Source organism: Streptomyces sp. NPDC039424 (assembly GCF_055639495.1).
Genome location: NZ_JBVKAI010000002.1, coordinates 318,706 through 342,956 on the forward strand (window position 1 = coordinate 318,706; position 24,251 = coordinate 342,956).

The 24,251-nt window shown below is 72.9% G+C and carries 21 protein-coding genes; 8 read left to right on the top strand and 13 right to left on the bottom strand.

From position 1 onward, the window contains the following. Positions 1–428 precede the first annotated feature (428 nt). Entirely contained in the window at positions 429–833 is a 405-nt protein-coding gene (locus tag ACZ7L0_RS06305; protein ID WP_471241254.1) for an ATP-binding protein, read from the bottom strand. Positions 834–1,035: 202 nt separating this feature from the next. Between ACZ7L0_RS06305 and ACZ7L0_RS06310 the strand changes: the two genes are divergently transcribed. The 3 genes from ACZ7L0_RS06310 to ACZ7L0_RS06320 all read left to right on the top strand — a co-directional run bounded on the left by ACZ7L0_RS06310 (position 1,036) and on the right by ACZ7L0_RS06320 (position 3,662). Continuing rightward, positions 1,036–1,887: a helix-turn-helix domain-containing protein gene (locus ACZ7L0_RS06310; protein WP_471241255.1), complete on the top strand. Its 852-nt coding sequence runs from the start codon at positions 1,036–1,038 to the stop codon at positions 1,885–1,887. 9 nt (positions 1,888–1,896) lie between these two features. Continuing rightward, complete coding sequence (locus ACZ7L0_RS06315; protein ID WP_471241256.1) at positions 1,897–2,082, top strand: DUF397 domain-containing protein; 186 nt, start codon at positions 1,897–1,899, stop codon at positions 2,080–2,082. 224 nt (positions 2,083–2,306) lie between these two features. Next, entirely contained in the window at positions 2,307–3,662 is a 1,356-nt protein-coding gene (locus ACZ7L0_RS06320) for a M14 family metallopeptidase (RefSeq protein WP_471241257.1), read from the top strand. A 13-nt stretch (positions 3,663–3,675) separates the two neighbouring features. Here the strand turns inward: ACZ7L0_RS06320 and ACZ7L0_RS06325 are convergent, their stop codons facing one another. From ACZ7L0_RS06325 to ACZ7L0_RS06350, 6 genes are all read right to left on the bottom strand, one after another. Then, on the bottom strand, positions 3,676–4,200 hold the full coding sequence (locus ACZ7L0_RS06325) for a hypothetical protein (protein WP_471241258.1): 525 nt from the start codon (positions 4,198–4,200) through the stop codon (positions 3,676–3,678). Between the two features lie 77 nt (positions 4,201–4,277). After that, a complete protein-coding gene (locus ACZ7L0_RS06330) occupies positions 4,278–5,843 on the bottom strand; it encodes an AAA family ATPase (RefSeq protein ID WP_471241259.1) in 1,566 nt (521 codons plus the stop codon). A 52-nt stretch (positions 5,844–5,895) separates the two neighbouring features. After that, complete coding sequence (locus tag ACZ7L0_RS06335) at positions 5,896–6,444, bottom strand: hypothetical protein (RefSeq protein WP_471241260.1); 549 nt, start codon at positions 6,442–6,444, stop codon at positions 5,896–5,898. Then, on the bottom strand, positions 6,441–6,830 hold the full coding sequence (locus ACZ7L0_RS06340; RefSeq protein ID WP_471241261.1) for a hypothetical protein: 390 nt from the start codon (positions 6,828–6,830) through the stop codon (positions 6,441–6,443). The genes ACZ7L0_RS06335 and ACZ7L0_RS06340 overlap by 4 nt, the downstream gene beginning before the upstream one ends. Beyond that, on the bottom strand, positions 6,827–8,629 hold the full coding sequence (locus ACZ7L0_RS06345) for a hypothetical protein (RefSeq protein WP_471241262.1): 1,803 nt from the start codon (positions 8,627–8,629) through the stop codon (positions 6,827–6,829). Before ACZ7L0_RS06345 ends, ACZ7L0_RS06340 begins: the two co-directional genes overlap by 4 nt. A 45-nt stretch (positions 8,630–8,674) precedes the next feature. Beyond that, positions 8,675–9,145: a hypothetical protein gene (locus ACZ7L0_RS06350; RefSeq protein ID WP_471241263.1), complete on the bottom strand. Its 471-nt coding sequence runs from the start codon at positions 9,143–9,145 to the stop codon at positions 8,675–8,677. A gap of 137 nt (positions 9,146–9,282) precedes the next feature. Here ACZ7L0_RS06350 and ACZ7L0_RS06355 point away from each other — a divergent pair, with 137 nt between their 5' ends. After that, positions 9,283–11,118, top strand: coding sequence for a caspase family protein (locus tag ACZ7L0_RS06355; protein WP_471241264.1), 1,836 nt, complete (start codon positions 9,283–9,285; stop codon positions 11,116–11,118). Here the strand turns inward: ACZ7L0_RS06355 and ACZ7L0_RS06360 are convergent. Genes ACZ7L0_RS06360 through ACZ7L0_RS06375 form a run of 4 tightly spaced genes read right to left on the bottom strand, consistent with a single transcriptional unit; the run spans position 11,099 to position 17,607 of the window. After that, positions 11,099–15,283 carry a CHAT domain-containing protein gene (locus ACZ7L0_RS06360; protein ID WP_471241265.1) on the bottom strand — a complete coding sequence of 1,395 codons (4,185 nt, stop codon included), beginning with the start codon at positions 15,281–15,283 and terminating at the stop codon, positions 11,099–11,101. The genes ACZ7L0_RS06355 and ACZ7L0_RS06360 overlap by 20 nt on opposite strands. Before the next feature lie 25 nt (positions 15,284–15,308). Beyond that, positions 15,309–15,719, bottom strand: coding sequence for a RidA family protein (locus ACZ7L0_RS06365; protein WP_471241266.1), 411 nt, complete (start codon positions 15,717–15,719; stop codon positions 15,309–15,311). After that, positions 15,716–16,513, bottom strand: coding sequence for an IclR family transcriptional regulator (locus ACZ7L0_RS06370; protein WP_471241267.1), 798 nt, complete (start codon positions 16,511–16,513; stop codon positions 15,716–15,718). The genes ACZ7L0_RS06365 and ACZ7L0_RS06370 overlap by 4 nt, the downstream gene beginning before the upstream one ends. Further along, a complete protein-coding gene (locus ACZ7L0_RS06375; protein WP_471241268.1) occupies positions 16,510–17,607 on the bottom strand; it encodes a sugar kinase in 1,098 nt (365 codons plus the stop codon). The genes ACZ7L0_RS06370 and ACZ7L0_RS06375 overlap by 4 nt, the downstream gene beginning before the upstream one ends. 134 nt (positions 17,608–17,741) lie before the next feature. On the opposite strand from ACZ7L0_RS06375, the gene ACZ7L0_RS06380 reads away from it, so the two are divergent. Further along, entirely contained in the window at positions 17,742–19,013 is a 1,272-nt protein-coding gene (locus tag ACZ7L0_RS06380; RefSeq protein ID WP_471241269.1) for an amino acid deaminase, read from the top strand. A 10-nt stretch (positions 19,014–19,023) separates the two neighbouring features. Next, a complete protein-coding gene (locus ACZ7L0_RS06385; RefSeq protein ID WP_471241270.1) occupies positions 19,024–20,634 on the top strand; it encodes an N-acyl-D-amino-acid deacylase family protein in 1,611 nt (536 codons plus the stop codon). A 22-nt stretch (positions 20,635–20,656) separates the two neighbouring features. Here ACZ7L0_RS06385 and ACZ7L0_RS06390 read toward each other — a convergent pair whose 3' ends face one another. Then, complete coding sequence (locus ACZ7L0_RS06390) at positions 20,657–21,514, bottom strand: S1 family peptidase (RefSeq protein WP_471241271.1); 858 nt, start codon at positions 21,512–21,514, stop codon at positions 20,657–20,659. Positions 21,515–21,667: 153 nt separating this feature from the next. Next, positions 21,668–22,345 carry a hypothetical protein gene (locus tag ACZ7L0_RS06395; protein ID WP_471241272.1) on the bottom strand — a complete coding sequence of 226 codons (678 nt, stop codon included), beginning with the start codon at positions 22,343–22,345 and terminating at the stop codon, positions 21,668–21,670. 126 nt (positions 22,346–22,471) lie between these two features. On the opposite strand from ACZ7L0_RS06395, the gene ACZ7L0_RS06400 reads away from it, so the two are divergent. Next, complete coding sequence (locus ACZ7L0_RS06400; RefSeq protein WP_471241273.1) at positions 22,472–23,683, top strand: pyridoxal phosphate-dependent aminotransferase; 1,212 nt, start codon at positions 22,472–22,474, stop codon at positions 23,681–23,683. A gap of 73 nt (positions 23,684–23,756) precedes the next feature. Beyond that, a complete protein-coding gene (locus tag ACZ7L0_RS06405; RefSeq protein WP_471241274.1) occupies positions 23,757–24,167 on the top strand; it encodes an SCO4983 family protein in 411 nt (136 codons plus the stop codon). Positions 24,168–24,251 lie beyond the last annotated feature (84 nt).

Genomic DNA, 24,251 nt, shown 5'->3' on the forward strand with positions numbered 1-24,251 from the left:
GCCGCTTGGCATTGAACGCCGATGAACAAATCGCCTTGGGGTCGGGCCTGACGAACTGGCCCTAGAATTTGACGAATTGGAAGCGGACTCGGGCGAGTGAGACCGAGACGGGCACCGGTGTCACCAGCTACGCCTTGCACGCAGACCGTGCGTATTTCGCCGAGGTGTGAGATCGCCGTCATCTGGCCGGGGCTTGCGGGCCGCGGCCGTGTGTCATGGCCGCGGCCCGCAAGGGGTACGTCCCGTTCGGCCTGTCCCCTCGTCCGTCTCCACCCGCAGCAACGTGCCACGCGGCGCCCGACCGGCTCGATCTCCGTGAGGACCACGTTCAGTGCGGCGCGGTGCCGGGTGCTTTTGGAAGATCCGGTGACCGCCTCGTGTGGCGAGCCGACCATCGGTTCTCCTTTCCGTCCGACGTGATCAACGAGCTACGGCGTCGCCAGTTCGCACCACACGTACTTGCCCCGGCTTTCGAATCGGGTCGACGGCTGCCACCCCCACAGGTCGGCGCAGGCCCGTACCAGCGCCAGGCCCCGCCCATCCTCCAGCTCGGCGGCCTGGCCCAGCGGTTGGGGTGGTGGGGGTGGCTCTGGGTCCGTGTCCCATGCCCCGATCCAGACCACCCCCTCCGCCGATCGGCGCACCCTGAGGGCAGCCGGCCCTTTGGTGTGCCGTACGGCGTTGGAGACGAGCTCTGTCGCGAGCAGTTCCGCGGTGTCGACCAGGCCGATCAGTCCGTGCAGGGTGAGGATCAGGCGCAGGGTGCGGCGACAGACGGTGACGGCTCGGAGGTCGTTCGGGATGTGGAGGGTGTAGTCCCAGGTTTCGGGCATGCGTCAACTCCGGTCAGGGAAAGGGGGGTCCACGCTCGGTGGCATTGCCGCAGCCGTCATGGCAGGACGGAGTGGTGCGCTTCCGCTGTGTGTGCGTCGCATCACTGACGGTAGAGCAAAAATTTTTCCTCACGCAAGCCAATCGCGTAACCTGGCCCCGGACGAGGCACGCCGGCACGGCGGTTGAGGGTCGGGAGGGCACATGGCGCCGAGGAGCCAACCCACGGCACGGCAGGTGCGCCTGGGCACCGAGCTGCGCAGGCTGCGAGAAGCGGCCGGCCTGAAAGCACGTGAGGTGGCGGGTCTGCTCAGTTCGACCTCGGCCCAGATGAGTCAAGTCGAAGCGGGCCTGGCGGGTGTCAGCGAGGCGCGGGTACGACGTCTGGCTGCCCACTACGCCTGCGCCGACGAGACGTTGACGGAGGCCCTGGTCGCGATGGCCACGGATCGCACACAGGGCTGGTGGGAGGAGTACCGAGGGGTGCTGCCGCCGGTGTTCCTGGACGTCGCCGAGATCGAGCACCACGCCACGTTCTTGTGTGAGGTCGTTACCAGCCATGTGCCCGGGCTGCTTCAGACCCCGGATTACGCCCGCGCCGTCTTCGGCTACATGGTCCCGGAGCTCCCGGAGAGCGAGCTGAGACCTCGCGTCGAGCACCGGATGAGGCGCAGGGCCGTATTGGAGCGTGACGTCCCCGTCCTCTACGAGACGATCATCCACGAGGCGGCACTGCGGATCCTGGTGTCGGATCGCCGTATCGCCCGTGCGCAACTCTTGGAAGTCTTGCGGGCGATCGAGTGCGAAAGCGCCACGGTGCGCGTCATCCCGTTGTCACGGGAGGGGTTCGCCGGGGCGGGGATCGAGATGATGCACGTGGGCGGCCCGCTGCCTCGGCTGGACACTGTGCTGCGCGACGCTCCGCACGGCACCGCCTTCATCGATGCCGAATCTCAGCTGACACGCTTCCGGGCCCTGCTCAATAAGGTGGGGAAGGCAGCGCTGGAGCCCGTGGAGTCGCGGGACTTCATCCACCGTATGACGAAGGAACTGTGAGGCATCCGCATGACCCAGGCCGTTCGCTGGAAGAAGTCGTCGTACTCCGGCGGAGGCGACGGCAATACCTGCGTCGAGATAGCGCACGCGGACACCCACATAGCCGTCCGCGACTCCAAGGACCCGGCGCGAGCCACCCTCACCTTCCCGACCGACGCCTTCACCCCCTTCATCCAAGCCCTGAAGACGGCTTAGGGCGACACCGCCCAAGGCGCGGCGCGGCCGGTATGTCACCCACTCTCCTTGCGCATACTTGACCTGAGCATGCCAGCGCTTCACCATGGCGCCAACCCGCACAGCGGACGCACAGCCCGCACCCGCACGTCGCACTGAAGCACCCCCGCTCCACCCCACGCACTCCCGAGCTCCACTCCCCACATCCGGCGACCCCGGATTCCCTGGAGACCCAAGGAGAGTTCATGCGACTTCGCACACGCGGTTCAGGCGTGCGCGCCGGCAGACGTACCGCCACGCTCGGTGCCCTGCTCGCTCTCGCCCTCGCGGCACCCGTGTCGGCGACGGCCACGCATGCCACGGCCAGCAGCGCCCACAAGCCGGCGCCGTCGGCCGACGACATCCGGCAGTACGAGATCCACCAGAGCACGACTCCCGTGACCCGTACGGCCATTCAGCAGACCGGCGTCACGGTGGACGAGGCCGACGAGGAGACGGTGGTGGTCTCCGGGCGGGCCGATCAGATCGAGCGGTTACGGAAACTGGGGTACGACGTCGACCCGTTGGGCGCCGCCCCTGACCGGTCCAGCAGCGCCGACGAGCTGCGGCTGTACGACTTCCCCTCGGCCGACTCGAAGTACCACAACTACGCCGAGACGAACACGGAGATCGACCAGCGGCTGGCCGCCTACCCGGGCATCATGAGCAAGCGCGTGATCGGCAAGTCGTACCAGGGCCGGGACATCGTCGCCATCAAGGTGAGCGACAACGTGGGCACGGACGAGGACGAGCCCGAGGTGCTGCTCACCTTCCATCAGCACGCCCGCGAGCATCTGACCGTGGAGATGGCGCTGTACCTGCTGCGGGAGCTGGGCGCCGGGTACGGGAGCGACTCCCGGGTGACCGGCCTCGTGAACAGCCGGGAGATCTGGATCGTGCCGGATCTGAATCCGGACGGCGGCGAGTACGACATCGCCAGCGGGTCGTACCGGTCGTGGCGCAAGAACCGGCAGCCCAACAGCGGGTCGTCGTACGTCGGTACCGACCTCAACCGCAACTGGAACTACAAGTGGGGCTGCTGCGGCGGCTCGTCGGGCTCCACGTCGTCCGAGACCTACCGGGGTGCGGCGGCCGAGTCCGCGCCGGAGGTGAAGGTGGTCTCCGACTTCGTGCGGGGCCGGGTCGTCGGCGGGAAGCAGCAGATCAAGGCGGGCATCGACTTCCACACGTACAGCGAGCTGGTGCTGTGGCCGTTCGGGTACACGTACTCCGACACCGCCACCGGGATGACGGCGGACGACGCCGCCGCGTTCAAGGCCGTCGGGCAGAAGATGGCCGCCAGCAACGGCTACACGGCGGAGCAGTCGAGTGACCTGTACATCACGGACGGGTCGATCGACGACTATCTCTGGGGTGTGCACAAGATCTTCGACTACACCTTCGAGATGTATCCGACGTCCAGTTCGGGAGGGGGGTTCTACCCGCCCGACGAGGTGATCGAGCGCGAGACCTCCCGGAACCGGGACGCGGTGTTGCAGCTGCTGGAGAACGCGGACTGCATGTACCGGTCCATCGGGAAGCAGGCCCAGTACTGCAGCTAGCGGCGGCCGGCGGCTACTCCTCGAAGTAGGCGTCCAGCACCGCGTCCAGCTGCTCGTCCCACTCCTTGAAGCGACTCCTGGCCGGCGCCTCGATCTCGATCGGGTACCAGCGGCGGTCAGGAGTGTGCACCGTGACGGTGTACCGCTTGCCGAAGCGGGGGGACTCCGTCTCGATCGCGCCTATCTCGTCCCAGCGGAACTCGCAGGCCTCCTCGTCGAGGCCGAGGCGGACCCCTCTGCGGTCGGCCACGATCTTCGCGCGGCGGTCGGAGGCTTCGAAGACGGGGCCCTCGGAGGCATCGGCCTCGGCCTCGTCATCGGCCTCGGCATCGGTCTCCTCCTCGGCCGCCGCGTCGGGCTCCGTCGACGCCTTCTCCGACGCCTCCGGCTCCGCCTCCGCCTTCGTCAGGCCGGGCTTCTCCTCGGACTTGGCGTCCTCGGGCTCCTCCGCCGCGGGCGAGGTGAGCCCTGGGATGAAGGCCGGGTCGAATCCGGCGCCCTCCAGGGGCTGGCTGCTCGAACCTATGCGCTGCTCCACGGCGGAAGTATGGACGACGTTCCTGTGCCGTCACCAGCCGGACCACCATTCACCCGGGTTCGCCCCGGAATCGGGGATCACTCGTCCATGAAGACGATCCGCCGCGTCCGCCCCCCGTCCCCCGGCACCGGCGTCACCGCCGCCCGCCCGGCCGGTACCGCGCGTTCCCGGCCCCAGGCGCGGATCTCCTCGATCTGCTCGGGGTTGCTCACGCTCAGCGGCCGTACGTTGGCGAACGTGTCGAGCAGGAAGGAGTCCTTGAGGTGCTGCGCCCCGCCCCGGCACAGGGCCTCCTCCCCCACGCTGTGCAGGGCGGCCTCGATGTCGGAGCCGGCGAAGCCCTCGGAGAGGTCGACGAGGCGGTCGAGCTGGCCCGAGTCGAGGTCGGACTGAAGGTAGCGGTGGTAGTAGATGCGGATGATCTCCTTGCGGTCCTGGGCGTCGGGCAGGTCGACGAAGAAGAGTTCGTCGAAGCGGCCCTTGCGCAGGAGTTCGGGCGGCAGGCTGCGGATGTCATTGGCGGTGGCCACGACGAAGGCACGGGACTGCGACTCCTGGAGCCAGTAGAGGAACTGCCCGATGATGCGCTGCGGGACTCCGGACATGTCGTCGCGGCCCGCCAGGCCCTTCTCGATCTCGTCGATCCACAGGACGCAGGGGGCCACCCGGTCGGCCATGGCGAGCGCCTCGCGGAACCGGCCCTCGGACTCGCCGAGGTACTTGCCGTGGATGCTGGCCATGTCGAGCCGGTACAGGGGCAGTTGCCACTCGCTGGCGATGGCCTTGGCGGACAGGGACTTGCCGCAGCCGGGGACGCCGACCAGCAGGACGCCCCGGGGCGGGCGCAGGGCCGTGTGCCGGAGGTCCATGGAGATCATCTCCTTCTTGCGCTGCAGCCAGGTCCGCAGTCCGCTCAGGCCGCCGATCGCGTAGTCGCCCTGCTTGAGCTGGACCCGCTCCAGGCCGGTGAGGTCGCTGAAGATGCGGTCCTTGGCCTGGGCGAGGCCGATGACGTCGTCGCGCAGGATGGAGCCCTTGGCGGCGATGGTCGCCATGAGATTGACGCACTCGGCCTCGGTGACGCCGCTGAGGAACTCGGCGGCGCGGCGGGCGTCCTCCTCGGTCCACTCGATGGGGATGTGGCCGTGGTGGTCGCCGAGGAAGCCGCTGAGGATGCCGTACATCTCCTCGGAGTCGGGCAGGTCCAGGCGCAGGCTCATGCCGAGCCGCTGCAGGCCGCTCCAGATGGGCGTGTCCGTGATCAGCACGATGCTGCCCATGTTGCTGTCGGCCAGGCGGGCCAGCTCGGCGAAGTGCCGGGTGACCGGGGTGTCGGACTCGAGTTCGTCGGGGTCGACGAAGACGACGGTGGCGTTGGCGCGGCTGCCGAACTGGCCGGCGGCGAAGTCCATGGCGCCGGTGAGCGAGCGGTCGTCCTGGACGGAGGCGTTGGTGCGCAGGTCGCGCAGGCCGGTGGCCCGGGTGTAGATCCAGAACGGCATGCTGCTGCGCCGCGACTGGGTGGCCGCCTCCCGCAGCAGCCGCAGGGCGCGCTGCTGCTCGATGGTGCGCATCGCGATGACCGGGACGCGGGCGGAGATGTAGCTGTCGAGGTGGCTCAGGCTCTCGGCGTAGTTCGACATTCGGGGTACGGGCCTTCTTCGAGGTCGGTTTCAGGCGGCGGGCGGGCGGGTGTCACCCGGGCAGGATCCGCCGCCTGGGCGGTGCCGCCGGGTCGTACGCCCAGCCGTCGTGGGCCCGCGTGGTGAGGGCTCCGGTCAGCGCGTTGTCCCGCAGGGTGCGGCGGCGGCGCTCGACGAGCCGGGGGTCGGTGCCGCGCCGGAGCTCGTTGTCCAGGTTCCGCTCCAGCTGGGCCTGGATCTGCGGGATCTGCCGGTCGACCAGGGCGGTGAGCTCGGTGCGCAGGGACTCCGGGAGGCCCGGGTGGGCGGCCAGGGCGCGGACGGTGTGCAGGCCGGTGCGGGCCTGGGCGAGTTCACGGCCGTACGAGAACTCGTCGCGGGCCCCCTCCAGCGCCCGCAGCAGAGCCTCGGCCCAGGCGACCAGGCGGGTGTCCAGGGCCGAGGTGAGGTGCCCGGTCAGGCGGGCCCAGGTGTCGGCGTCGTACTGCTCCTGCGCGAGCGCCGGCAGGGCGGCCGGGTCGGCGGGTTCGAGGGCGGCCCAGCGGCGCAGGAAGCCGACCCAGGCCTGGTAGGCGCCGCCGTCGCCCCACAGTCCGCTCACCCGGTGCTCCCGGGCCGTCGTACGAGGGTCTCGCCCGGCGGCAGCGGCTCCCAGTCGGGCAGCCCCCCCACCACCCGGCGGAGCCTGCTGGTGACCCGCTCCTGCCGCGGGCGGCCCTGAGCGGCCCACGGGGAGGCCTGAGCACGGCCCGCGTCACCGGACCCGGCCCAGGGGGACTCGGGGGCGCCGGGCCCGGGGGCGGGGTGGTGAACCGCGCCCTGGGCGGCCGGACTTGCCCCGGCCTGCCCGGAAGGGGCCGCGCTGGACCATGGGGACGGCAGGGGGCCCTGCCCCTGCTGGGGCGCCGCGGCCCACGGGGACTGGTCCGGGGGTCTGCGGGGCGGTGGTGGGGTGGGGGCGGGCTGGGGGGTGGGCGGGGTGCTCATCGGGCGGTGTCCCCTTCCTCGGACGGCTCGGGCTCGGTGGACTCCTTGCGCACGGTCCGGCCCTCGAACGGCGAGGGGCCCCCGCCCGCGGTCGGCAGTGTGGCGATCAGTTCGCGGACCTGGGCCTCTACCTGGTCGGCGGAGCGGAACTTCTCGTACCAGTCGGTCAGTTCGGCGGAGGCGGCGCGCAGGTGGTGCAGTGACTCGGTCTTGGCGCGGGCCAGGAGTTCGCGGGCCGCGTTCTGGTGGCGCTGGGCGGTCCGGGCGCCGCGCCGCAGGATCAGGCCCCAGACGAGGCCGACGACCGCGGCGGCGCCGAGGGCGAGGCCCGGCCACCGGCCGGCGAGGACCAGCAGGATGCCGGCGACGACCGCGGCCAGGGGCGCGGCCTTCTTCAGCCACGGGTAGGCGAGCGCGTCGATGAACGGGCCGGTGTAGTGGTCCCAGTGGTCGCCCAGTGACTTCTCCAGGGCGGCCAGCGGCTGGGTGAAGGAGCCGATCCAGGGCGGCAGGTGGAAGGTCTGCGCGCCGACCGTGTGCGCGGTGCCGAACTGGGCCTGGACGTCCTGCGGTACGGCGGCCCGGTAGTCGCGGGTGTGGGCGGCGTGCGCCTGCTGGAACCACTCGTGGCAGGCGGCCACCGCCAGCCGCTGGGTGGCCGGCGAGGTGCCGATGGCCTGCGGGTTGAGCGCGGCGGTGGTCTGCACGGTGAGGTAGTCGAGGGTCTCCTCGTACGAGGCCGCGTCCGCGTCGGCGGCCTTGCGGGCGGCGGTGAGGTCGCCTTCGTGGTCGACGACCGCCTGGTTGAAGGCGAGGTCGCGGCGGAGCGGCAGTTCGTCGTTGTCGTACTCGGAGACGAGGCGGTCGAGGATGTCGTCGACGGCGTCCTCGATGCGTTCGGAGGGCTGGAACTCGCGGTCCAGGATGGTCTGGTACTTGTCCAGCAGGGGCTGCTGGCCGCGGGCGGAGGAGAGCACGCCGTCGAGGGTGACCCACTGCGGGGAGACGGCGGCCAGGCGCGGGAACTCGGCCTGGCCGGAGGGGCCGCGCAGGGTCTCGATCTCGTCGCGCCAGCGGCGGACCTGCCGGGCCTGGGTGTCGGCGCTGTCCATCAGCTGGGCGCGCCACCCGGCGAGGGTGCGGTCCAGCAGGTCGCGGCCGACCAGCCCGAAGGCGCCCTGGGCGATGGCCTCCAGGATGACGGCGAACTCGCGGCCGAGGGCGGCCGGGTCCTGGGCGAGCAGGTAGTGCCGCAGCCAGCGCACCGCAGCCTCCGAGCGGCCCTGGCGGCGCAGGACGAGCGCGAAGAACAGCGAGGTGCGGTCGGGTGAGCGGCGGAAGGCCTCGTCGACGGCGCGGTCGCACAGCTCCCGGTCGTCGGCGGACCAGGAGGCGAGCGCGACCAGGGCGGGGGCGAGCCAGTAGCGGGGGGTCTGGAGCATCAGCTGGTCGCTGACGAGGCGGACGTTCTCCTCGGAGACCAGGCCGACGTCGAAGGCCTGGAGCATGCCGACCGCGGTGCGCCGGACCGTCTTGTGGTGGCCGAACTCGTGGTCGATCTTGTCCTCGATGGTCCCGATGCGGGTCTCGGCGCGCTGCACGTTCGCCGTGGCCCGGGCCTGCTGCACGAAGGCCAGGAACTCGTCGCGCAGTTCCTGGAGTTCGGTGCGGGTCTGCTGCTGGTTGGCCTCGACGGTGGAGACCTGGCCGGAGACCGAGCCGACCTGTTCGCTGAGTCTGATGACGACGTTGCTGACTTCCTGCACCTTGCGGTGCAGTGCGAGGTCGACCTCGGACATGCCGGAACTCCGTTCACCTGCAGAGGACTTGGGGACTGTGGGGGTTCAGGGCCGGACGACCGTGCCGTCTTCCAGGACGGGCAGGACCAGGCCGTCGCCGTACACCTCGACGTAGGCGTAGCCGCCGGAGCGGGCGAGCATCCGGGCCGCGGAGAACGGCTCGGGCATCTGCTCGGCCGGGGCGAAGTGCCGCACGATCACGTGGAAGAGGTTGAGCTGGTGGTCGACGTAGGGCGGGCCCAGGTGACAGCGGGCGACGAAGCCGAGCGGCACCGAGCCGTACGACGTCGTGTACTGCTCGCGCACCCACGCGGCGAGTGAGCGGCAGGCCTGTTCGTCGAGGCCCGCGTCGAGCCGGCCGACGGCGTCCAGGAGCTGCCGGGGGCGGGGCTGGTGGAGTTCGCGGCGCAGGGCTCCGGGTGCCGGGCCGGCGGGTGCCTGGGTGCCGGGCACGAGGGCCCGTCCGGTGTCCGGGCCGGGCCGGACGATGCGGCGCGGCCGTTCGATGTACCCCATGTGTCCCCCGAGAGTCATGGGTGGTGCCGGTGCTGACCGGTTGTGATTGCGCGGAAGGTGAAGAGTAGTGACGTCGCGTCAAGAGTGCGACTCCAAAGGTTCATTCCCCGTCGGGGAGGGCTGGCAGACTCTCGTCCGTGGGAAGGATCCGTGCGCTCCTGGTGGGTGTCGACGACTATCCGGCGTCCGTGGCGACACCCCTGGGGGGCTGCGCCAACGACGTCGAGGCGGCCCGTGGTCTGCTGGCCGACCTCGCGGGTGACCGCGCCGAGGTGCTGGTGCTGTCGGACGCCGAGGCGACCGTGGACGCCGTGACGGACGCGATCGCGGGGCATCTGGGTGCGGCGGGCGCCGGGGACACCGCGCTGCTGTGGTTCTCGGGGCACGGCACCGAGGAACTCGCCACCGGGGACGATCTGCTGATCGAGGCGACGGGACGCAACCAGGCGCTGGTGTGCGTGGACGGCCCGCTGCCCGACAAGCGGCTCGGCGCGCTGCTGGACCGGGTGGCGGCCGGCGGGGCGCAGGTCGCGGCGGTGCTGGACTGCTGCCACTCCGGGGGCGCCACCCGCGACACGGAGCTCACCGCGCGGTACGTGCCGCCCGCGCCGGGCTGGGACCTGGAAGCGGCGCACTTTGGGGGTCCGGCCCGGCATGTGCTGCTCGCCGCGAGCCGGCTGAACCAGCAGTCGTACGAGGGGTGGTTCGGCGGGCGGCGGCACGGCGCCTTCACGCACGCCCTGGTCGGCGCGGTGCGCGCGGCCGGTGCGGGCGCCACCTGCCGGGAGCTGCTGGCGGCTGCCGCCGCGCGGGTGCGGCGGGCGGGCAGCACGCAGCAGCCGGTGCTGTACCCGGACCTGCCGGGCGGCGCCGCGGACCGGCCGCTGCTCGGGGGCGCACGGACCCGGACGCCGAGTCCGCATCTGCTGCGGTACGGCGCCGAGGGCTGGGAGGTGGACTGCGGCAGCGTGCACGGGCTGCGGGACGTGGGCGAGGAGGTGCGCGGCACGGAGTTCACGGTGCTGGACGGGGAGGTGGGCGTGGGCGTCGTACGGGCGCTCGCTGTGGAAGCCGCCCGCACGCTCGTCGAGCCGGTGAGGTGGGAGCCGGTGTGCGGGCGGCTGTACCGGGCGGAACTGTCGGCGGTCGCGCTGCCGCCCGCGAGCGTGGCGGTGGACGGCTCCCCCGAGGCCGTACGGGAGGTGGCGCGGGCCCTCGCTCCGCTGCCGCTGCTGCGGCCGGTGGACGGACCGGAGGGCGCCCGTGATCTGCACTACCGGGTGCGGGTGCGGGACGGGGCGGCGCGGGTACTGCGGCGCGACGGTACGGAGTTCACGGCGCCGCTGCCCTACGGCGGCGGGGAGGCCGACGCACGGCGGGTCGCGGACTGCCTGACGCACCTCACCCGCTGGCACCAGTTGCGGGACCTCACCCCGCGGCCCTCGCCGCTCGACGGCATGGTCGAGCTGGAGATCACCCCGTGGGGCACGGACGAGCCGCTGCGCCCGGACGCGTCCGGCGACATCGTCTGCCCCTACGCCGACGGTCCTTCCGGCCCCCGGGCGCCGTGGGTGTCGATCCGGCTGCACAACCGCTCCCCCGACCGCACCCTGTGGTGCCTGCTGCTGGATCTGACCGACAGCTATGCCTGCCACTCCCTCCTGTTTCCCGGGCACTTCATCGGTCCGGGCCGTACGGGGTACGCCCTGGACGGCGAGCCCGTGCAGCTGTCGCTGCCCCGCACGCGTGACGTCGTGCCCGGGGCCGAGGGGCGCGACTGGCTGAAGCTGTTCGTGGCGGAGGGGGAGCTGAACACGCTGCCCTTCCAGCTTCCCGCCTGGGATCCGTGGAGCGGGCGCACCGGCAGCAGGGACCTCGGGCCGGCCGTCGGGGGCGGGGCGAGCCGCTGGACCTCGGTCACCGTGCCGTTGCGCACGCTGGTGCCGGGCGCGGTCACCTTCCCAGGTGGGTGAAGCCCGCCCAGGCGCTGAGGTCGTGCGGGTCGATGCGGCGGGCGCGGTCGGCGAGGGGGGCGGGGAGTTCGGCGGGCAGGTCGCGGTCGGGGTTGAGCATCCACAGCTGGGCCCGGCGCAGCGCCTTGGCCGGGGGTTCGCCGTGGTTGCGCAGGTAGTGGTGGGTGAGGAACATCAGCACCGAGGTCGCCTCGTCCGGGACCGGCCACAGTGACCCGAGGACCGAGTCGGCGCCGGCGACCAGGAAGGCGGTCGCCAGGCTGTAGGCCTCGTTGTGGCCGCGGCCCGAGACATGGCTGCGGCAGGCCGCGAGCAGCACCAGGCCCAGCCGTCCGCCGTCCGGGCCGACCGCGCCGGTGAGCTCCTCGGCCGCCAACTGGCCGCCGCTGAGGGCGAGGTAGGAGCTGCGGCGGGCGTTCTCGGCCACGGCGGCGTGGCAGGCGAGGTGCAGTACGCCGCCGCTGTCGTGGGACTCCTCGCCCAGCCAGTCCAGGATCTCGCGCGGGGTGCCGGGGCCGTCGGTAGGGCCGGTGGTGCGGCGGCCGAGGAAGCGGGCGTGCGGGTAGAAGACGCGCTGGACGGCGTCGGCCTCCTCGCCCGCGTAGTGCAGGTCGCCGGTGGGGTTGCCGACGATCAGGGCGGGGCCGGTGTGTCCGGCCGGGGGGCGGGCGGCGACCTGGCACAGGAGGCGGGCGGAGGCGGCGTAGGAGATCTCGGCGGCCTGGAGGGCGTACTGGCGGCCCCGGGGTCCGCCCGGCTGCCAGGCGGCGTGCCAGGGCACCAGGCCGAGGCTGCCCATGGGGACCAGCACCAGGCGCGGCAGGCGGCCCGGGGGCATCTCGAACGCCTCCAGCAGGGGGCGCATCGCCGCGTACCAGGCCCAGCCGCAGAGGCGGTCGAGCTGGTCGCGCAGCGGGGGCGGCGCGTCGGCGGGGGCGGCGCCGGGGACGGGGCCGAGGTCGCGGGAGCGGCGGCCCGCCGGGGCGTACTCCTTCAGGGGTGCCGTGTCCTGCGACAGGGTGGGCAGGGGGACGGCGTGCACGGTGCCCTTGGAGGTGACGACGACGGCGGTGCCGGGGGTGTCGTCGGTGGCGGGGACCAGGTAGACCAGGGCGTCCTTGGCGAGGGTGCGCAGGGCGTCGGCGATCTCTTCGGGGGCGGGCGGGTCCAGGAGCCGGGCCGCCTGGGGGGCGTCGGCGGTGGTGAGGGCGGCCAGGACGCGGCGGCGCAGGGAGCTGGGCACGGACAGGGGGGCGCGGACGGCTGTGAGCGGGTCGGTGGGCTGCTCGGTGGCGTCGGCGCCGGTGGCCCGCCATTCCTCCGCCAGGTCGGTGCGGCCGGCGGCGGTCAGCAGGCCGGGGACGCCGGTGGAGGTGAGCGCCGCGTGCAGGACCAGGCCCCGGCAGGCGTCGAGGGCCTGGAGCGCCTCCTCGGGGCGGTCGTCCTTCAGGCACCAGCCGGCCACCTCCAGCGCCGACCGGGTGGACTGGGCGGCGGCCTGGGCGGCGTGGGCGGTGCCGGACTGCAGCAGCGCGGCCCAGGCGTGGCCGCGCAGCGACTTCAGGCCCAGGGTGCGGGAGCCGGCGCGGTCGCGGCGGTGCAGGTCGTCGCGGGTGCGGTGGGCGCGGGCCAGGGCGAGGCCGATCTCGGCGTAGAGGCGGTGCTCGGGTCCGCCCGCCTCCGCGAAGACGTCCTCCAGGAGGGCGATGCCCCGGGCGAGCCGCTCCCGGCGGCGGACCCGGTCGAACTCCAGCTCGGACAGGCCGCAGTGGGCGACGCCGAGGCAGTGGCCGTAGCGCAGGCGGCTGTCGCTGCCCGGCTCGGACAGCTCGTGGGCCTCCTTGAGCAGGCCGATCGCCTCGGCGATGCCCGGCCCGTCCTGGGCGCTCGCCGCGCGGACGAAGCGGGTGATGCCGCCGTCGCCGAGCACCCAGGCCCGGTGGTCGCGGGGCAGCCGGCGGGCCTGGCGGCGCAGTTCGGTGGCGCCCGGGCGGCCGGGGAGCGGGGGCAGGGGTGGGGCGCCGAGGTGGCGGGCGATGTTGTCGCGGGCGGAGCGGGCGTTCTCCAGGGCGGTGAGGATCTCGATGCGGGAGGGGTCCTCCTCGCTCATCGCGGCGTGGCCCTCGGTGAGCGCGGAGATGTGCCGGTCGGCAGCGGGCAGGTCGCCGCGCTGGACGGCCGTGTGCGCGTCGAAGGCCGTCTGCTGGAGGTCCATCATGCGGCGCAGGTACGCGGGCACCGCGGGGTCGGTGCGCAGCCGGCGCCAGGTCTCGGCGCCCGCTTCCATGTCGTCGGCGCCGCCGCCGGTCTGGCCCCGCTGGGTCTGTGCCATGAACCGGGCCATGGCGAGTCCGTAGCCGTTGCCGGGAGCGCCGTCCGACTCGGCGCGGTCCAAGTGGGCCAGCGCCTCGTCCAGCCCGGCGCCGGAGCCGACGGTGGTCTCCTCGTACAGGCGGGCCATGCCGGCGATGGCGTGTGCCTGGCCGCGCCAGGCGGGGTCCCGTTCCGCGCGCTGCAGCACGGCCTCGGTCAGCTCGCGCCGGAGCTCGGCGGTGACGAAGGTGCCCTCCGGGTCGACCACGGTGAGGTTGGACAGCAGCATCGCGGCGAGCTGGGCCCGGCGCTCGCTGCCCGGCTCGGCGCCGCGCAGGAGGGCCAGCATCCGATCGAAGGTCTCTCGACGGCGGCGGGTTCCGGTCATGTCGCGTCCCATGCCGCGCAGGAACTCCTCCTCCCCGAAGTCGAGGAAGAGGCGGCCTTCGGAGAGGTCGTCGAGCATCGCCCGGACGGTCTCGGTGAGCCCGTCCATGTCCAGCCCCTCGGGGCACCCGTCGACCTCGGGCAGGACTCCGTGGTCGGCGAGGGTGAAGCGGGCCCAGCCGTCCAGCATGCGGGCCGTCTGCGCCAGGTCCGGGTCGGCCGGGGCGCCGGCCAGCAGCAGTCCGGCCGCTTCCAGTACGTCCCGGGCCCGGTCGGGGTCCTGGTCGCTGTGGTGGCGGGACTGCTGGAAGAGGGCGAGGGACAGCGCGGCGGGGGTGATGTCACCGTCGCGGGCCGGGTTCCATTCGGTCACCGCCCGCCGTACGAGGGCGATGCCCCGGTCCCGGCCGGTGTCGTCGTCGCGTTCGGCGGACCGCTCGTACAGCAGCCGCCCGAACGCGTCGAGGTACTGCGGCAGGAGCTGCTCCTCGGCGCCGGGCCGGTCGAGCAGGCGGCGCAGCTCGACCTCGGCCGCGAGTCCCTGGGCCGTGTCCTGCCAGGCGGACCAGATCAGCGTCCGGACGAACACGGTGTTCGCCTCCGCTTCGAACACCCAGTCCGGCTCCTCCCCGCCGGCCCGGCGGACCTCGGTGAGCGCGGTGTCGAAGGCGTCCCGGGCCGCCTCCAGCCCGTCCCGGTCGGACTTCGCCCGGCCGTGCAGCATGGTGGCCAGGCCCAGGCTGTAGCGGATGTGCGGCCGGTCGGCGGGCGGGGCGACGCCGAGGAGCACGCGGTAGTGGCGGGCCGCCTCGGTCGCCGCGTCCACGTCACCGTGCCGCACCGCCCGGTGCAGGTGCAGAAAGCCCAGCGCGGCCAGCAGCTCGGCCTCCTCCTCACCGCCCGGCTCCGCGTCCTCCAGCGCGTCCGCATGCCTGCGCAGGGCCTCGTCGAGCAACTCGACCGAGTCCGGGTCGGCGAGCAGCCGGGTCTTGGCGCAGAGGGCGAGGAGGTGGCGGCCCCAGATGAGTTCAGCGTCGTGGTCGTCGGCGGTCTCGGTGCCGGTCCCGCTGCCGCTCGCCGCGGCCGAGGCGGCGGCCCCGGCACCGCCCGGGGCCAGCCCGTCCACCCCCGCCCGCAGCGACTCCCAGCACTCGTCGAGAAGCCGCCTCCCGCCCTCCTCCTCGTACTGCACCGCCCGCACATGCCCGAACCGCACCCGCCACGCCGACCACATCGGTTCCGGGCCGGGGTTGCGGAAGGCGAGCTCGAAGGCCTCGGCGGCCAGGGCGAGATCCTCGCCCTGGCCGCCGTCGTCGCGCAGGAGGTACAGCCGGTGGCTCAGCTCGCCCGCGTAGCCGCACAGGGCGGGCGCGTCCGGGTCGTCGGAGGACAACCGGGCGAGCTCGGCGAGCACTTGGTCACGCTCGTCGGTCAACTCGTCGATGGGGTCACTGGACTGAGGCACCCGACCATCCTGCCCCCGTTGGCGGTCAGCCGAGTACGGCCAGCGCGTCGATCTCGACGAGGTGCCCGGCGGGCAGTCCGACGTACACGGTGGTACGGGCGGCGGGCGGCTGGGAGAGGCTCTGTGCCTCGAAGTACGCGTTGTAGATCTCGTTCATCTCGGCGAAGTGGCCGGTGTCCGTGAGGTAGACGCGGATCATCATCACGTCGTCCCACGAGGCACCGCCCTCGTCGAGGACGGCTTTGACGTTGTCCAGCGTCTGGAGGGTCTGCTCGCGCAGGCCGGGGCCGACGAGTGTGCGGGGCTCGCCCTCCTCCGCCGGACGGAAGGCGACCTGCCCGGCGACCTGGAGGATGTTCCCCTTGCGCACGCCGTGCGAGAACTTCGCCGGCGGCGCGGTGTGGGTCTTCGGGGTGAGCGCGGTCTTCTCGGTCATTCGGAGTCCCTGTCTGGGTCGGATACGGGGTCGGACGCGGGGTCGGAGACGGGTGTCCTGCCGGAGTACTCGGCGCTGATCGCGTCCGCCGTGCGGCGCACCAGCGGGAGCAGGGCGAGGAGTTCGTCGGCGGTGACGACGACGTTCGGCGCGGAGACGGACATCGCGGCGACCACCCGGCCGTCGGCGCCCCGCACGGGTGCGGCGACGCAGTTGATGGACTCCTCGTGGCCGCCGAGGTCGGTGGCCCAGCCCTGCTCGCGGGCCTTCTCCAACTCGCGGAGGAAGGCGGCGGGGCTGGGGGTGGAACGGGCCGTGTAGAGGGGGTAGTCGAGCTTCTCGGCGAGGGCGCGGCGCTCGGGTTCGGGCAGGTCGGCGAGGAGGAGTTTCGCCACGGCCGCGACGGTGATGGCCACGGGCTTGCCGATCCGGGAGTACATGCGCACCGGGTAGCGGCTGTCCACCTTGTCGATGTAGAGGACCTCGCCCTCCTCGTACACGGCGAGGTGGACGGTGTGTCCGCACTGTTCGTTCAGCCGGACCAGGTGGGGGTGGGCGATCTCGCGGACGTCGAGGTTCTCCATCGCCTCCTGGGCGAGGGCGAAGAGGCGGGCGCCGAGGCGGTAGCGCTGGTCGGACTGGCGGTAGACGAGGCCGTGCTCGTGGAGGGTGCGCAGCAGGCGCAGGGCGGTGGATTTGTGCACGCCGAGGCGGTCGGCGACCTGGCCGAGGTCGGCGGGGCCCTCGGCGAGCAGCGGCAGGATGCTCAGCGCGCGGTCGACGGTCTGGCTCATGGCGTACGTACCTCCTCGTAGGCCCGGTCGGCGGCGTGCGTCCAGCCGGGGCCGAGTCGAAGTCTCCCCCACGCCTGCTCGTCCAGGGCGGCCAGCCGGTCGGCGTGGTCCCTCCAGGAGGAGTGCGGCGCGGCCGCTTTATCGGGGGTGGTGGCCGGGCGGCGGGCGGGCGGGACGGCGAGGTCGCCGGGGACGGTGAGGGCGGCGGCGGCCATGAGGTGGCCGTGCCGGAGCCGGGCGCGGACGGGGAGTCCGCGCAGGGTGGCGGAGAGGAATCCGGCGGCGAAGGCGTCACCGGCGCCGGTCGTCGACACGACGTCGACGGCGAGGGCCGGGACGGAGGTGGCGCCGTGCGTGTGCAGGGCCGTCGCCCCGTGCGCGCCCCGCTTCACGACCAGCAGCCCGGGTTCGGGCAGGGCCTCGCGGATCGCCTCCGGTCCGCCGGTGACGCCCCACGCCTGCTCGGCCTCGTCCTCGCCCACGAACACGAGGTCCGCCTGCCGGGCCAGGGCGAGCAGCACCCGTGCCCCGGCGGCCTCGCGCCACAGCCCCGGACGGTGGTTGACGTCGAAGGAGAGCAGGGGGCGGCCGGGGCGGGCGCGGGTCAGCTCCCGCACCAGCTCCAGGCATTCCCCGGACAGGGCCGCCGTGATCCCGGACAGGTGCAGCACGCGGCCCGCGCGCACCGCGTCGGTGTCCACGGTGGTCACCGACATCGCGGAGGCGGCCGAACCGGCCCGGTAGTACGCCACCTCGTGGGCGTCGGTGCCCCGCTCGCCGGCGGTCCGGAAGTAGACGCCGGTCGGCCGGGCCGGGTCGCGGCGTACGGCCGTGACGTCGACGCCGTACGCCCCGATCGTCTCGACCAGGTGGTCGCCGAAGCCGTCGGCGCCGACCCGGCTGACCCAGCGCGTGGAGTGCCCGGCGGCGGCCAGCACACAGGCCACGTTGGACTCGGCGCCGCCGATCGCGCGGTCGAAGGACGGCACGTCGGCCAGGCGGCCGGGGCGGGTGGGCAGGAAGGTGACCATGGACTCGCCGAGCGCGACGACGTCCACGACGCCGGGGGCCTTGCGCGGTCCGGTGGTGGTCACGATCGTCGTAGCTCCTCGGTCCGGGCGGGGCGGCGGGCGTCGTTGACCCAGCGTTGGCCGAGATGTTAGACAGCGATGAGCGATATACGCAACGAACGTTGCACACAACGCAATACACCACTTCAGGAGGCCTTATGAGCACCGAGGCGCTCGCCCGTCTGGCCGAGGAACGCGTCGACCACCGCTTCAAGGGCCTCCCGCCGGACGCCGACGGCCTCACCGTCGGCGAGCTGGCCGCCCAGCGCCGCAACCTCTTCACCGACGGCTTCGCCACCCCGGTCCTCGCCCTGTCCGCCGAGCGCCTGGAGCACAACCTGCGGCTCATGGAGACGTACGCCGCCCGCCACGGCCTCGCCTTCGCCCCGCACGGCAAGACCTCCATGGCGCCCCGGCTCTTCCAGCGGCAGATCGAGCACGGCGCGTGGGGCATCACGCTCGCGATGCCCCACCAGGTCCGGGTGGCGCGGGCGTTCGGGATCCGGCGGGTGTTCCTCGCCAACGAGCTGGTCGACCCGGCGGCCCTGCACTGGATCGCCGCCGAGCTGGACGCCGACCCGTCCTTCCGGTTCGTCTGTTACGTCGACTCCGTGCGCGGGGTGGAGCTGATGGACGCGGCGCTGAAGGGGGCCGCCCGTCCGGTGGACGTGGTGGTCGAGCTGGCCGCCGGGGAGGGGGCCCGGACGGGGGTGCGCACGGAGGCGGAGTGCGCGGCGGTCGCGGACGCGGTGGCCGCCGTACCCACGCTGCGGCTGGTCGGGGTCGCCGGCTACGAGGGCGAGGTGCCGCGGGCGGATCCGGAGCGGGTGGACGCCTGGCTGCGGCGGCTGGTCGCGCTGGCCGCCGACTTCGACGAGGCGGGGCGGTTCGCCGGTGCCGGACGGGAGGAGATCGTGGTCAGCGCGGGCGGCAGCGCCTGGTTCGACGCGGTGGCCGAGGTCTTCGCCGGGATTCCCGAACTCTCCCTGCCGGTCCTGAAGCTGCTGCGCTCGGGCGCGTACATCTCGCACGACGACGGCCACTACCGCAAGCTCACGCCCTTCAACCGCGTCCCCGAGGAGGGCGCGCTGGAGCCGGCGTTCCGGCTGTGGACGCAGGTGGTGTCCCGCCCGTCCGCCGAGCAGGCCTTCGTGAACGCGGGCAAGCGGGACGCGGCCCACGACCTCGACCTGCCCTTCGCCCAGGTCATCCGACGGGACGGCGTCGAACGCCCCGCCACGGGCGTCTCGGTCACCGCCCTGTCCGACCAGCACGCCTGGCTGCGCACCACCCCCGAGGCGGATCTGGAGGTGGGCGACTGGCTGGGCCTGGGCCTGTCCCACCCGTGCACCTCCTTCGACAAGTGGCCGCTGATCCCGGTGGCCCAGGCGGACGGCACGGTCGTCGAATACGTCCGCACGTTCTTCTAGGAGGCCGCGCGTGGAAGACCTCGCCATCCGGGACGCCGACGTCGTGGACGGCAGCGGTGAGCCCTCGTACCGCGCCGACGTGGTGATCGACGGCGGCCGGATCACCGCCATCGTCAAGGAGGCCGCGGCGGCGGGCTGCCAGCGCCCGCGCGCGATGCGGGAGCTGGACGCGGAGGGCCTGGTCCTCTCCCCCGGCTTCATCGACATGCACGCCCACAGCGACCTCGCCCTGCTGCGCGACCCCGACCACAGCGCCAAGGCCGCGCAGGGCGTGACGCTGGAGGTCATCGGCCAGGACGGGCTGTCGTACGCGCCGGTCGACGACCGCACGCTCGACGGGGTGCGCCGGGCCGTCACCGGCTGGAACGGGTACGGCGAGGACATCGACTTCGACTGGCGCTCGGTGGGCGAGTACCTGGACCGGCTGGACGGGGGCATCGCGGTGAACGCGGCCTACCTGATCCCCCAGGGCACGGTCCGCGCGCTCGTCGTCGGGTGGGAGGACCGTCCGGCGACGGCAGAGGAGCTGGGCCGGATGCGGGAGCTGGTCGCGGAGGGGATGCGGCAGGGCGCGGTCGGCATGTCGTCCGGGCTCACCTACACGCCCGGCATGTACGCCGACGACGCCGAACTGACTGAGCTGTGCCGGGTGGTGGGGTCGTACGGCGGCTACTACTGCCCGCACCACCGCTCGTACGGGGCGGGCGCGCTGGCGGCGTACGCGGAGATGGTGGAGCTGACCCGGAAGGCGGGCTGCCCGCTCCACCTGGCCCACGCCACCATGAACTTCGGCGTGAACAAGGGCCGCGCGGCCGATCTGCTGGCGCTGCTGGACGACGCGCTGGCCGCCGGGGCCGACATCAGCCTCGACACCTACCCCTACACGCCCGGCTGCACGACGCTCGCCGCGCTGCTGCCGAGCTGGGCGAGCGCGGGCGGCCCTCAGGAGGTGCTCGCACGGCTCGGGGACGAGGCGGTGGCCGAGCGGATCCGGCACGACCTGGAGGTCACCGGCTCGGACGGCTGCCACGGCGTGCCGGTCGAGTGGGACACGATCGAGGTCTCCGGCGTGAGCGACCCGGCCCTCGCGGACCACGTGGGCCGTACGGTCCGGGAGTCGGCCCGGCTGCGCGGCGAGGCCCCCTGGGCCACCGCCCGGCGGCTGCTGGTCGAGGACCGGCTGGGGTCGACGATCCTGCAGCACGTCGGCCACGAGGAGAACGTGCGGGCGATCATGCGGCACCGCGTCCACACCGGCGGCTCGGACGGCATCCTTCAGGGCGCCAAGCCGCATCCGCGCGCCTACGGCACGTTCCCGCACTACCTCGGGCACTACGTACGGGAGGCGGGTGTGCTCTCGCTGGAGGAGTGCGTCACCCATCTCACCTCGCGTCCCGCGGCCCGGCTGCGGCTGCCGGACCGCGGGCTCGTTCGCGAGGGTCACCGCGCCGACCTGGTGCTGTTCGACCCGGCGACGGTCGCGGCGGGGTCCACCTTCGAGCAGCCGCGCGCGCTGCCCGTCGGGATCCCCTACGTCCTGGTCGACGGCCGGTTCGTGATCGAGGACGGCCGCCGGACGGACGTGCTGGCGGGCCGGGCGGTCCGCCGGACACCCCGGTGACCGCCCGCCCGTCATGCCCCTGTCACGGCTTGGGCAGGGTGCAGCCGCTGAGGGTGAGGTCCAGCTTGTTGCCGGTGGTGAAGCAGCCCGGGATGTTGTAGGTCTCCTGGGCGTAGTTGATGCCCTTGCGGACGGTCACCGTGCCGTTCGCGTCGACCTCGCAGGGGTTGTTGTCGGTGCAGCGCGCGCCGTCCTCGTTGCCCGTGTTGTTGACGGCGACGACCTTGCCGGTGGCGTTGTCGACGACCGGCGAGCCCGAGGTGCCGCCGATGGTCTGGCAGGCGGAGGTGTAGCGGACCGAGTCCTTCCAGGTCCAGTCGCCCTCCTTGAGGCGGTAGACGAAGCCGTCGACGTTGCAGGCGTAGGTCCTCTTCCAGTAGCCGGAGACGACCGTGATGGCGGTACCGGCGACCGGGTGCGTGTCCTGGAGCGTCAGCGCGCTGATCCCGTACGAGCTCTTGATCTGCGCGTACGTGGTGGTGAGCTGGTAGAGCGTGACGTCGGTGTCGGTCATCGTCGAGTACACGACCTTGCTCGCGCGCAGCGTCCCGACCCTGGTGGCCGAGGAGTTGAGCAGGCCGAAGGTCCGGCTGGACGACTGGCCGACGATCACCTCGCCGGGGTCCGGGAAGCCCGTCTCCAGGCAGTGGCCGTTGGTCATGACCAACGCCGGGTCGGTGTCCGCGGAGTTCGGGAGGCGGACGACCGAGCCGGAGCAGTTGCTGAGCGCCACCGTGCCGGCGAAGTTGACGGCCTTGATCGAGGGCGCCGCGCTCTTGGTCGCGGTGGCGCCCTCGGCCGCCGTGGCGGCAGCCGCCGGTGCCATGCCCGCCCCGGTGATCACCAGGGTCGCGAGCGCGGCAAGGAGAGGCTTGTTCATGTGGGGGTCCCCTCTGCAGACGTGAGCGACCGGAGATCTTCCGGCCGCCTACCGTCTTGTCATGTGCATTCTGATGTGAACGAGGGGTGACGGCAATAAGCCGCAGACAATGCACCGCGTGCCGCGCGCTGCTCAACCCACCACGAAACAGGCCTACTTGGGGCCCTTGGTGCTCCCCCTGCCGTGCCCCCTGGAGTTGCCCGGAACGGACGTGGCCGTCGCGGTGGGGGTCGTGGGCGTCGAGGTCGCCGACGCGGTGGGCGTGGCCCTGGAGGGGTCGGCGGACGTGGCGCCGGGGCTCGCGGACCCCTCCGACCCGGCCGGGTCGGCGCTGCCGGAGGCCGTGGCCCCCGCGCCCGCGGCGGCCGATCCGCTGGACTCCGGGGTGGACGCGGTCGCGGCGGAGGAGTCGGCCGGGGAGGGCGACCCCTCGGTGGGCGCCGTGTCCCCCGCCGTCGGCGCCGTACGGCCCTGCCGCCCGTCCGGCCCGTTCGACGACCCCGAGAACGAGAACCCGGCGATCACCGCCGCGAGGGACACGACGCCCACCGCCCCGGCGGTGACCGCCCTACGGCGCGCACGCCGCTCGCCCGCCCGCTTCCGGGAGCCCCGCCCGGCGGCGCGGCGCCGCCCCGCCCGGCCCTCGCCGGCCGGAGCCCCGCCGTCGATCACCGGCAGCTCACGTGTCGCGTCGTAGGCGTTCTGCCAGCCGTGGGCGGCCGCCGGATCGGTGTACTCCTCGTACACCGGAGCGGGCGCGGCCGACGGGTGGTACACGTTCGGCGGCGGCAGCGGCTCGTGATCCGGCTGAGGCAGGAGTGGACTCGACATGGCGGGCGATTCTAGGGATGATCGGGCCCGCTGGGACAGCTACCGGCGATAACGGATCAAAGCACCCCGTCTCACGTGTCGGAAAACACGACCCCGCGGGCGTTACCGGGCCGTAAGCTCACGGACATGCAGGTGATCCAGTCGACCAAGCTCGCCAACGTCTGTTACGAGATCCGGGGCCCGGTGCTCGAGGAGGCGATGCGGCTGGAAGCGGCCGGCCACCGCATCCTGAAGCTGAACACCGGCAACCCGGCGGCGTTCGGCTTCGAGTGCCCGCCCGAGATCCTGGAGGACATCCTCCGCAACGTCTCGACGGCGCACGGCTACGGCGACGCCAAGGGCCTGCTGGCCGCGCGCCGCGCCGTCGTCATGCACAACCAGACCATCGGCATCGAGACGGACGTCGAGCACGTCTTCATCGGCAACGGCGTCTCCGAGCTGATCGTGATGGCGATGCAGGGCCTGCTGGACGACGGCGACGAGGTCCTCGTACCGGCTCCGGACTACCCCCTGTGGACGGCGGCGGTCTCCCTCTCCGGCGGTACGGCGGTGCACTACCGCTGCGACGAGCAGTCCGACTGGATGCCCGACCTCGCCGACGTGGAGCGCAAGGTCACCGACCGCACCAAGGCGATCGTCATCATCAACCCGAACAACCCGACGGGCGCGGTGTACGACGAGGCGGTGCTGCGCGGGCTGACCGACATCGCCCGCCGCCACAACCTGCTGGTCTGCTCGGACGAGATCTACGACAAGATCCTGTACGACGGCGCGACCCACACGCCCACGGCCGCCGTGGCCCCGGACCTGATGACCCTCACCTTCAACGGCATGTCGAAGGCCTACCGGGTGGCCGGTTACCGGGTGGGCTGGATGTCGATCTCCGGGCCGCGCGCGCACGCCGACTCCTACATCGAGGGCCTGACGATCCTGGCCAACATGCGCCTGTGCGCGAACATGCCGGGCCAGCACGGGGTCGTGGCCGCGCTCAGCGGGCGCCAGACGATCAAGGACCTGGTGCTGCCGGGCGGGCGGCTGAAGGAGCAGGTGGACGTGGCCTACGACCTGCTCACGCAGATCCCGGGCGTGAGCTGCGTACGGCCGAAGGGGGCGCTGTACCTCTTCCCGCGCCTGGACCCGCAGGTCTTCAAGATCAAGGACGACCGGCGGATGGTCCTGGACCTGCTCCGCCAGGAGAAGATCATGGTCGTCCAGGGCACCGGCTTCAACTGGCCCGAGCCGGACCACTTCCGGGTGGTGACCCTGCCGTCGGTGGGCGACCTGCGGGACGCGGTGACCCGGATCGGCACCTTCCTGGACGGGTACAGCCAGCCGTAGCGTGATCGAGAGCAACTTTAGACGAAATCTAAGCTAGGATGGCTTCCTGTCAGAGCACAGGAGGCCATCTCCCATGTACGAGCCGATCCGCACCAAGTCGGTCCACAGCACGATGGCCGGCACCCCCTCGAACTTCCCCCACCGGTCGCGCGAGGAGGAGCTGGACATCCAGCTCGCCGGCCACCTCGCGGCACTCCTCGCCGTCACGGACGAACTGCGCGGGCTGACGCCGTCGGCCGACCTGGACACGGCCGCCGAGCGGCTCGCCGCACAGGTGGCACGACTGCGCGGCGGGCGGGCCCCGGTCCGCGCGTCCACGGCCGGCACCGGCGAGCCGTCGGCGCTCCACCGCCGTGCCCACGCCCTGGCCGGCCGGGCCCTGGTCGTCGCCGCCTCCCGGGCGGACACCTCGGCGGCGATCCTGTCCGCCGAGCGCATGGACGCCCACGCGGCGGCCCAGGAACCGATCAGCGCCGCCCACTGACCCCACGGGGTCCCCTCATCGGCCCCGGTCCGCGTGCACCCGCAGCGACGCGCGGACCGGGCGCCACACACCGCGCCGGAGGTG

Bases quoted from the DNA above. Each gene is read 5' to 3' on its own strand.
- ACZ7L0_RS06405 (WP_471241274.1), top strand. From the start codon at position 23,757: ATGTACGAGCCGATCCGCACCAAGTCGGTCCACAGCACGATGGCCGGC.
- ACZ7L0_RS06345 (WP_471241262.1), bottom strand. From the start codon at position 8,629: ATGTCCGAGGTCGACCTCGCACTGCACCGCAAGGTGCAGGAAGTCAGC.
- ACZ7L0_RS06330 (WP_471241259.1), bottom strand. From the start codon at position 5,843: ATGTCGAACTACGCCGAGAGCCTGAGCCACCTCGACAGCTACATCTCC.
- ACZ7L0_RS06350 (WP_471241263.1), bottom strand. From the start codon at position 9,145: ATGGGGTACATCGAACGGCCGCGCCGCATCGTCCGGCCCGGCCCGGAC.
- ACZ7L0_RS06380 (WP_471241269.1), top strand. From the start codon at position 17,742: ATGAGCACCGAGGCGCTCGCCCGTCTGGCCGAGGAACGCGTCGACCAC.
- ACZ7L0_RS06370 (WP_471241267.1), bottom strand. From the start codon at position 16,513: ATGAGCCAGACCGTCGACCGCGCGCTGAGCATCCTGCCGCTGCTCGCC.
- ACZ7L0_RS06315 (WP_471241256.1), top strand. From the start codon at position 1,897: ATGACCCAGGCCGTTCGCTGGAAGAAGTCGTCGTACTCCGGCGGAGGC.
- ACZ7L0_RS06320 (WP_471241257.1), top strand. From the start codon at position 2,307: ATGCGACTTCGCACACGCGGTTCAGGCGTGCGCGCCGGCAGACGTACC.
- ACZ7L0_RS06310 (WP_471241255.1), top strand. From the start codon at position 1,036: ATGGCGCCGAGGAGCCAACCCACGGCACGGCAGGTGCGCCTGGGCACC.
- ACZ7L0_RS06395 (WP_471241272.1), bottom strand. From the start codon at position 22,345: ATGTCGAGTCCACTCCTGCCTCAGCCGGATCACGAGCCGCTGCCGCCG.
- ACZ7L0_RS06390 (WP_471241271.1), bottom strand. From the start codon at position 21,514: ATGAACAAGCCTCTCCTTGCCGCGCTCGCGACCCTGGTGATCACCGGG.
- ACZ7L0_RS06340 (WP_471241261.1), bottom strand. From the start codon at position 6,830: ATGAGCACCCCGCCCACCCCCCAGCCCGCCCCCACCCCACCACCGCCC.
- ACZ7L0_RS06305 (WP_471241254.1), bottom strand. From the start codon at position 833: ATGCCCGAAACCTGGGACTACACCCTCCACATCCCGAACGACCTCCGA.
- ACZ7L0_RS06365 (WP_471241266.1), bottom strand. From the start codon at position 15,719: ATGACCGAGAAGACCGCGCTCACCCCGAAGACCCACACCGCGCCGCCG.
- ACZ7L0_RS06400 (WP_471241273.1), top strand. From the start codon at position 22,472: ATGCAGGTGATCCAGTCGACCAAGCTCGCCAACGTCTGTTACGAGATC.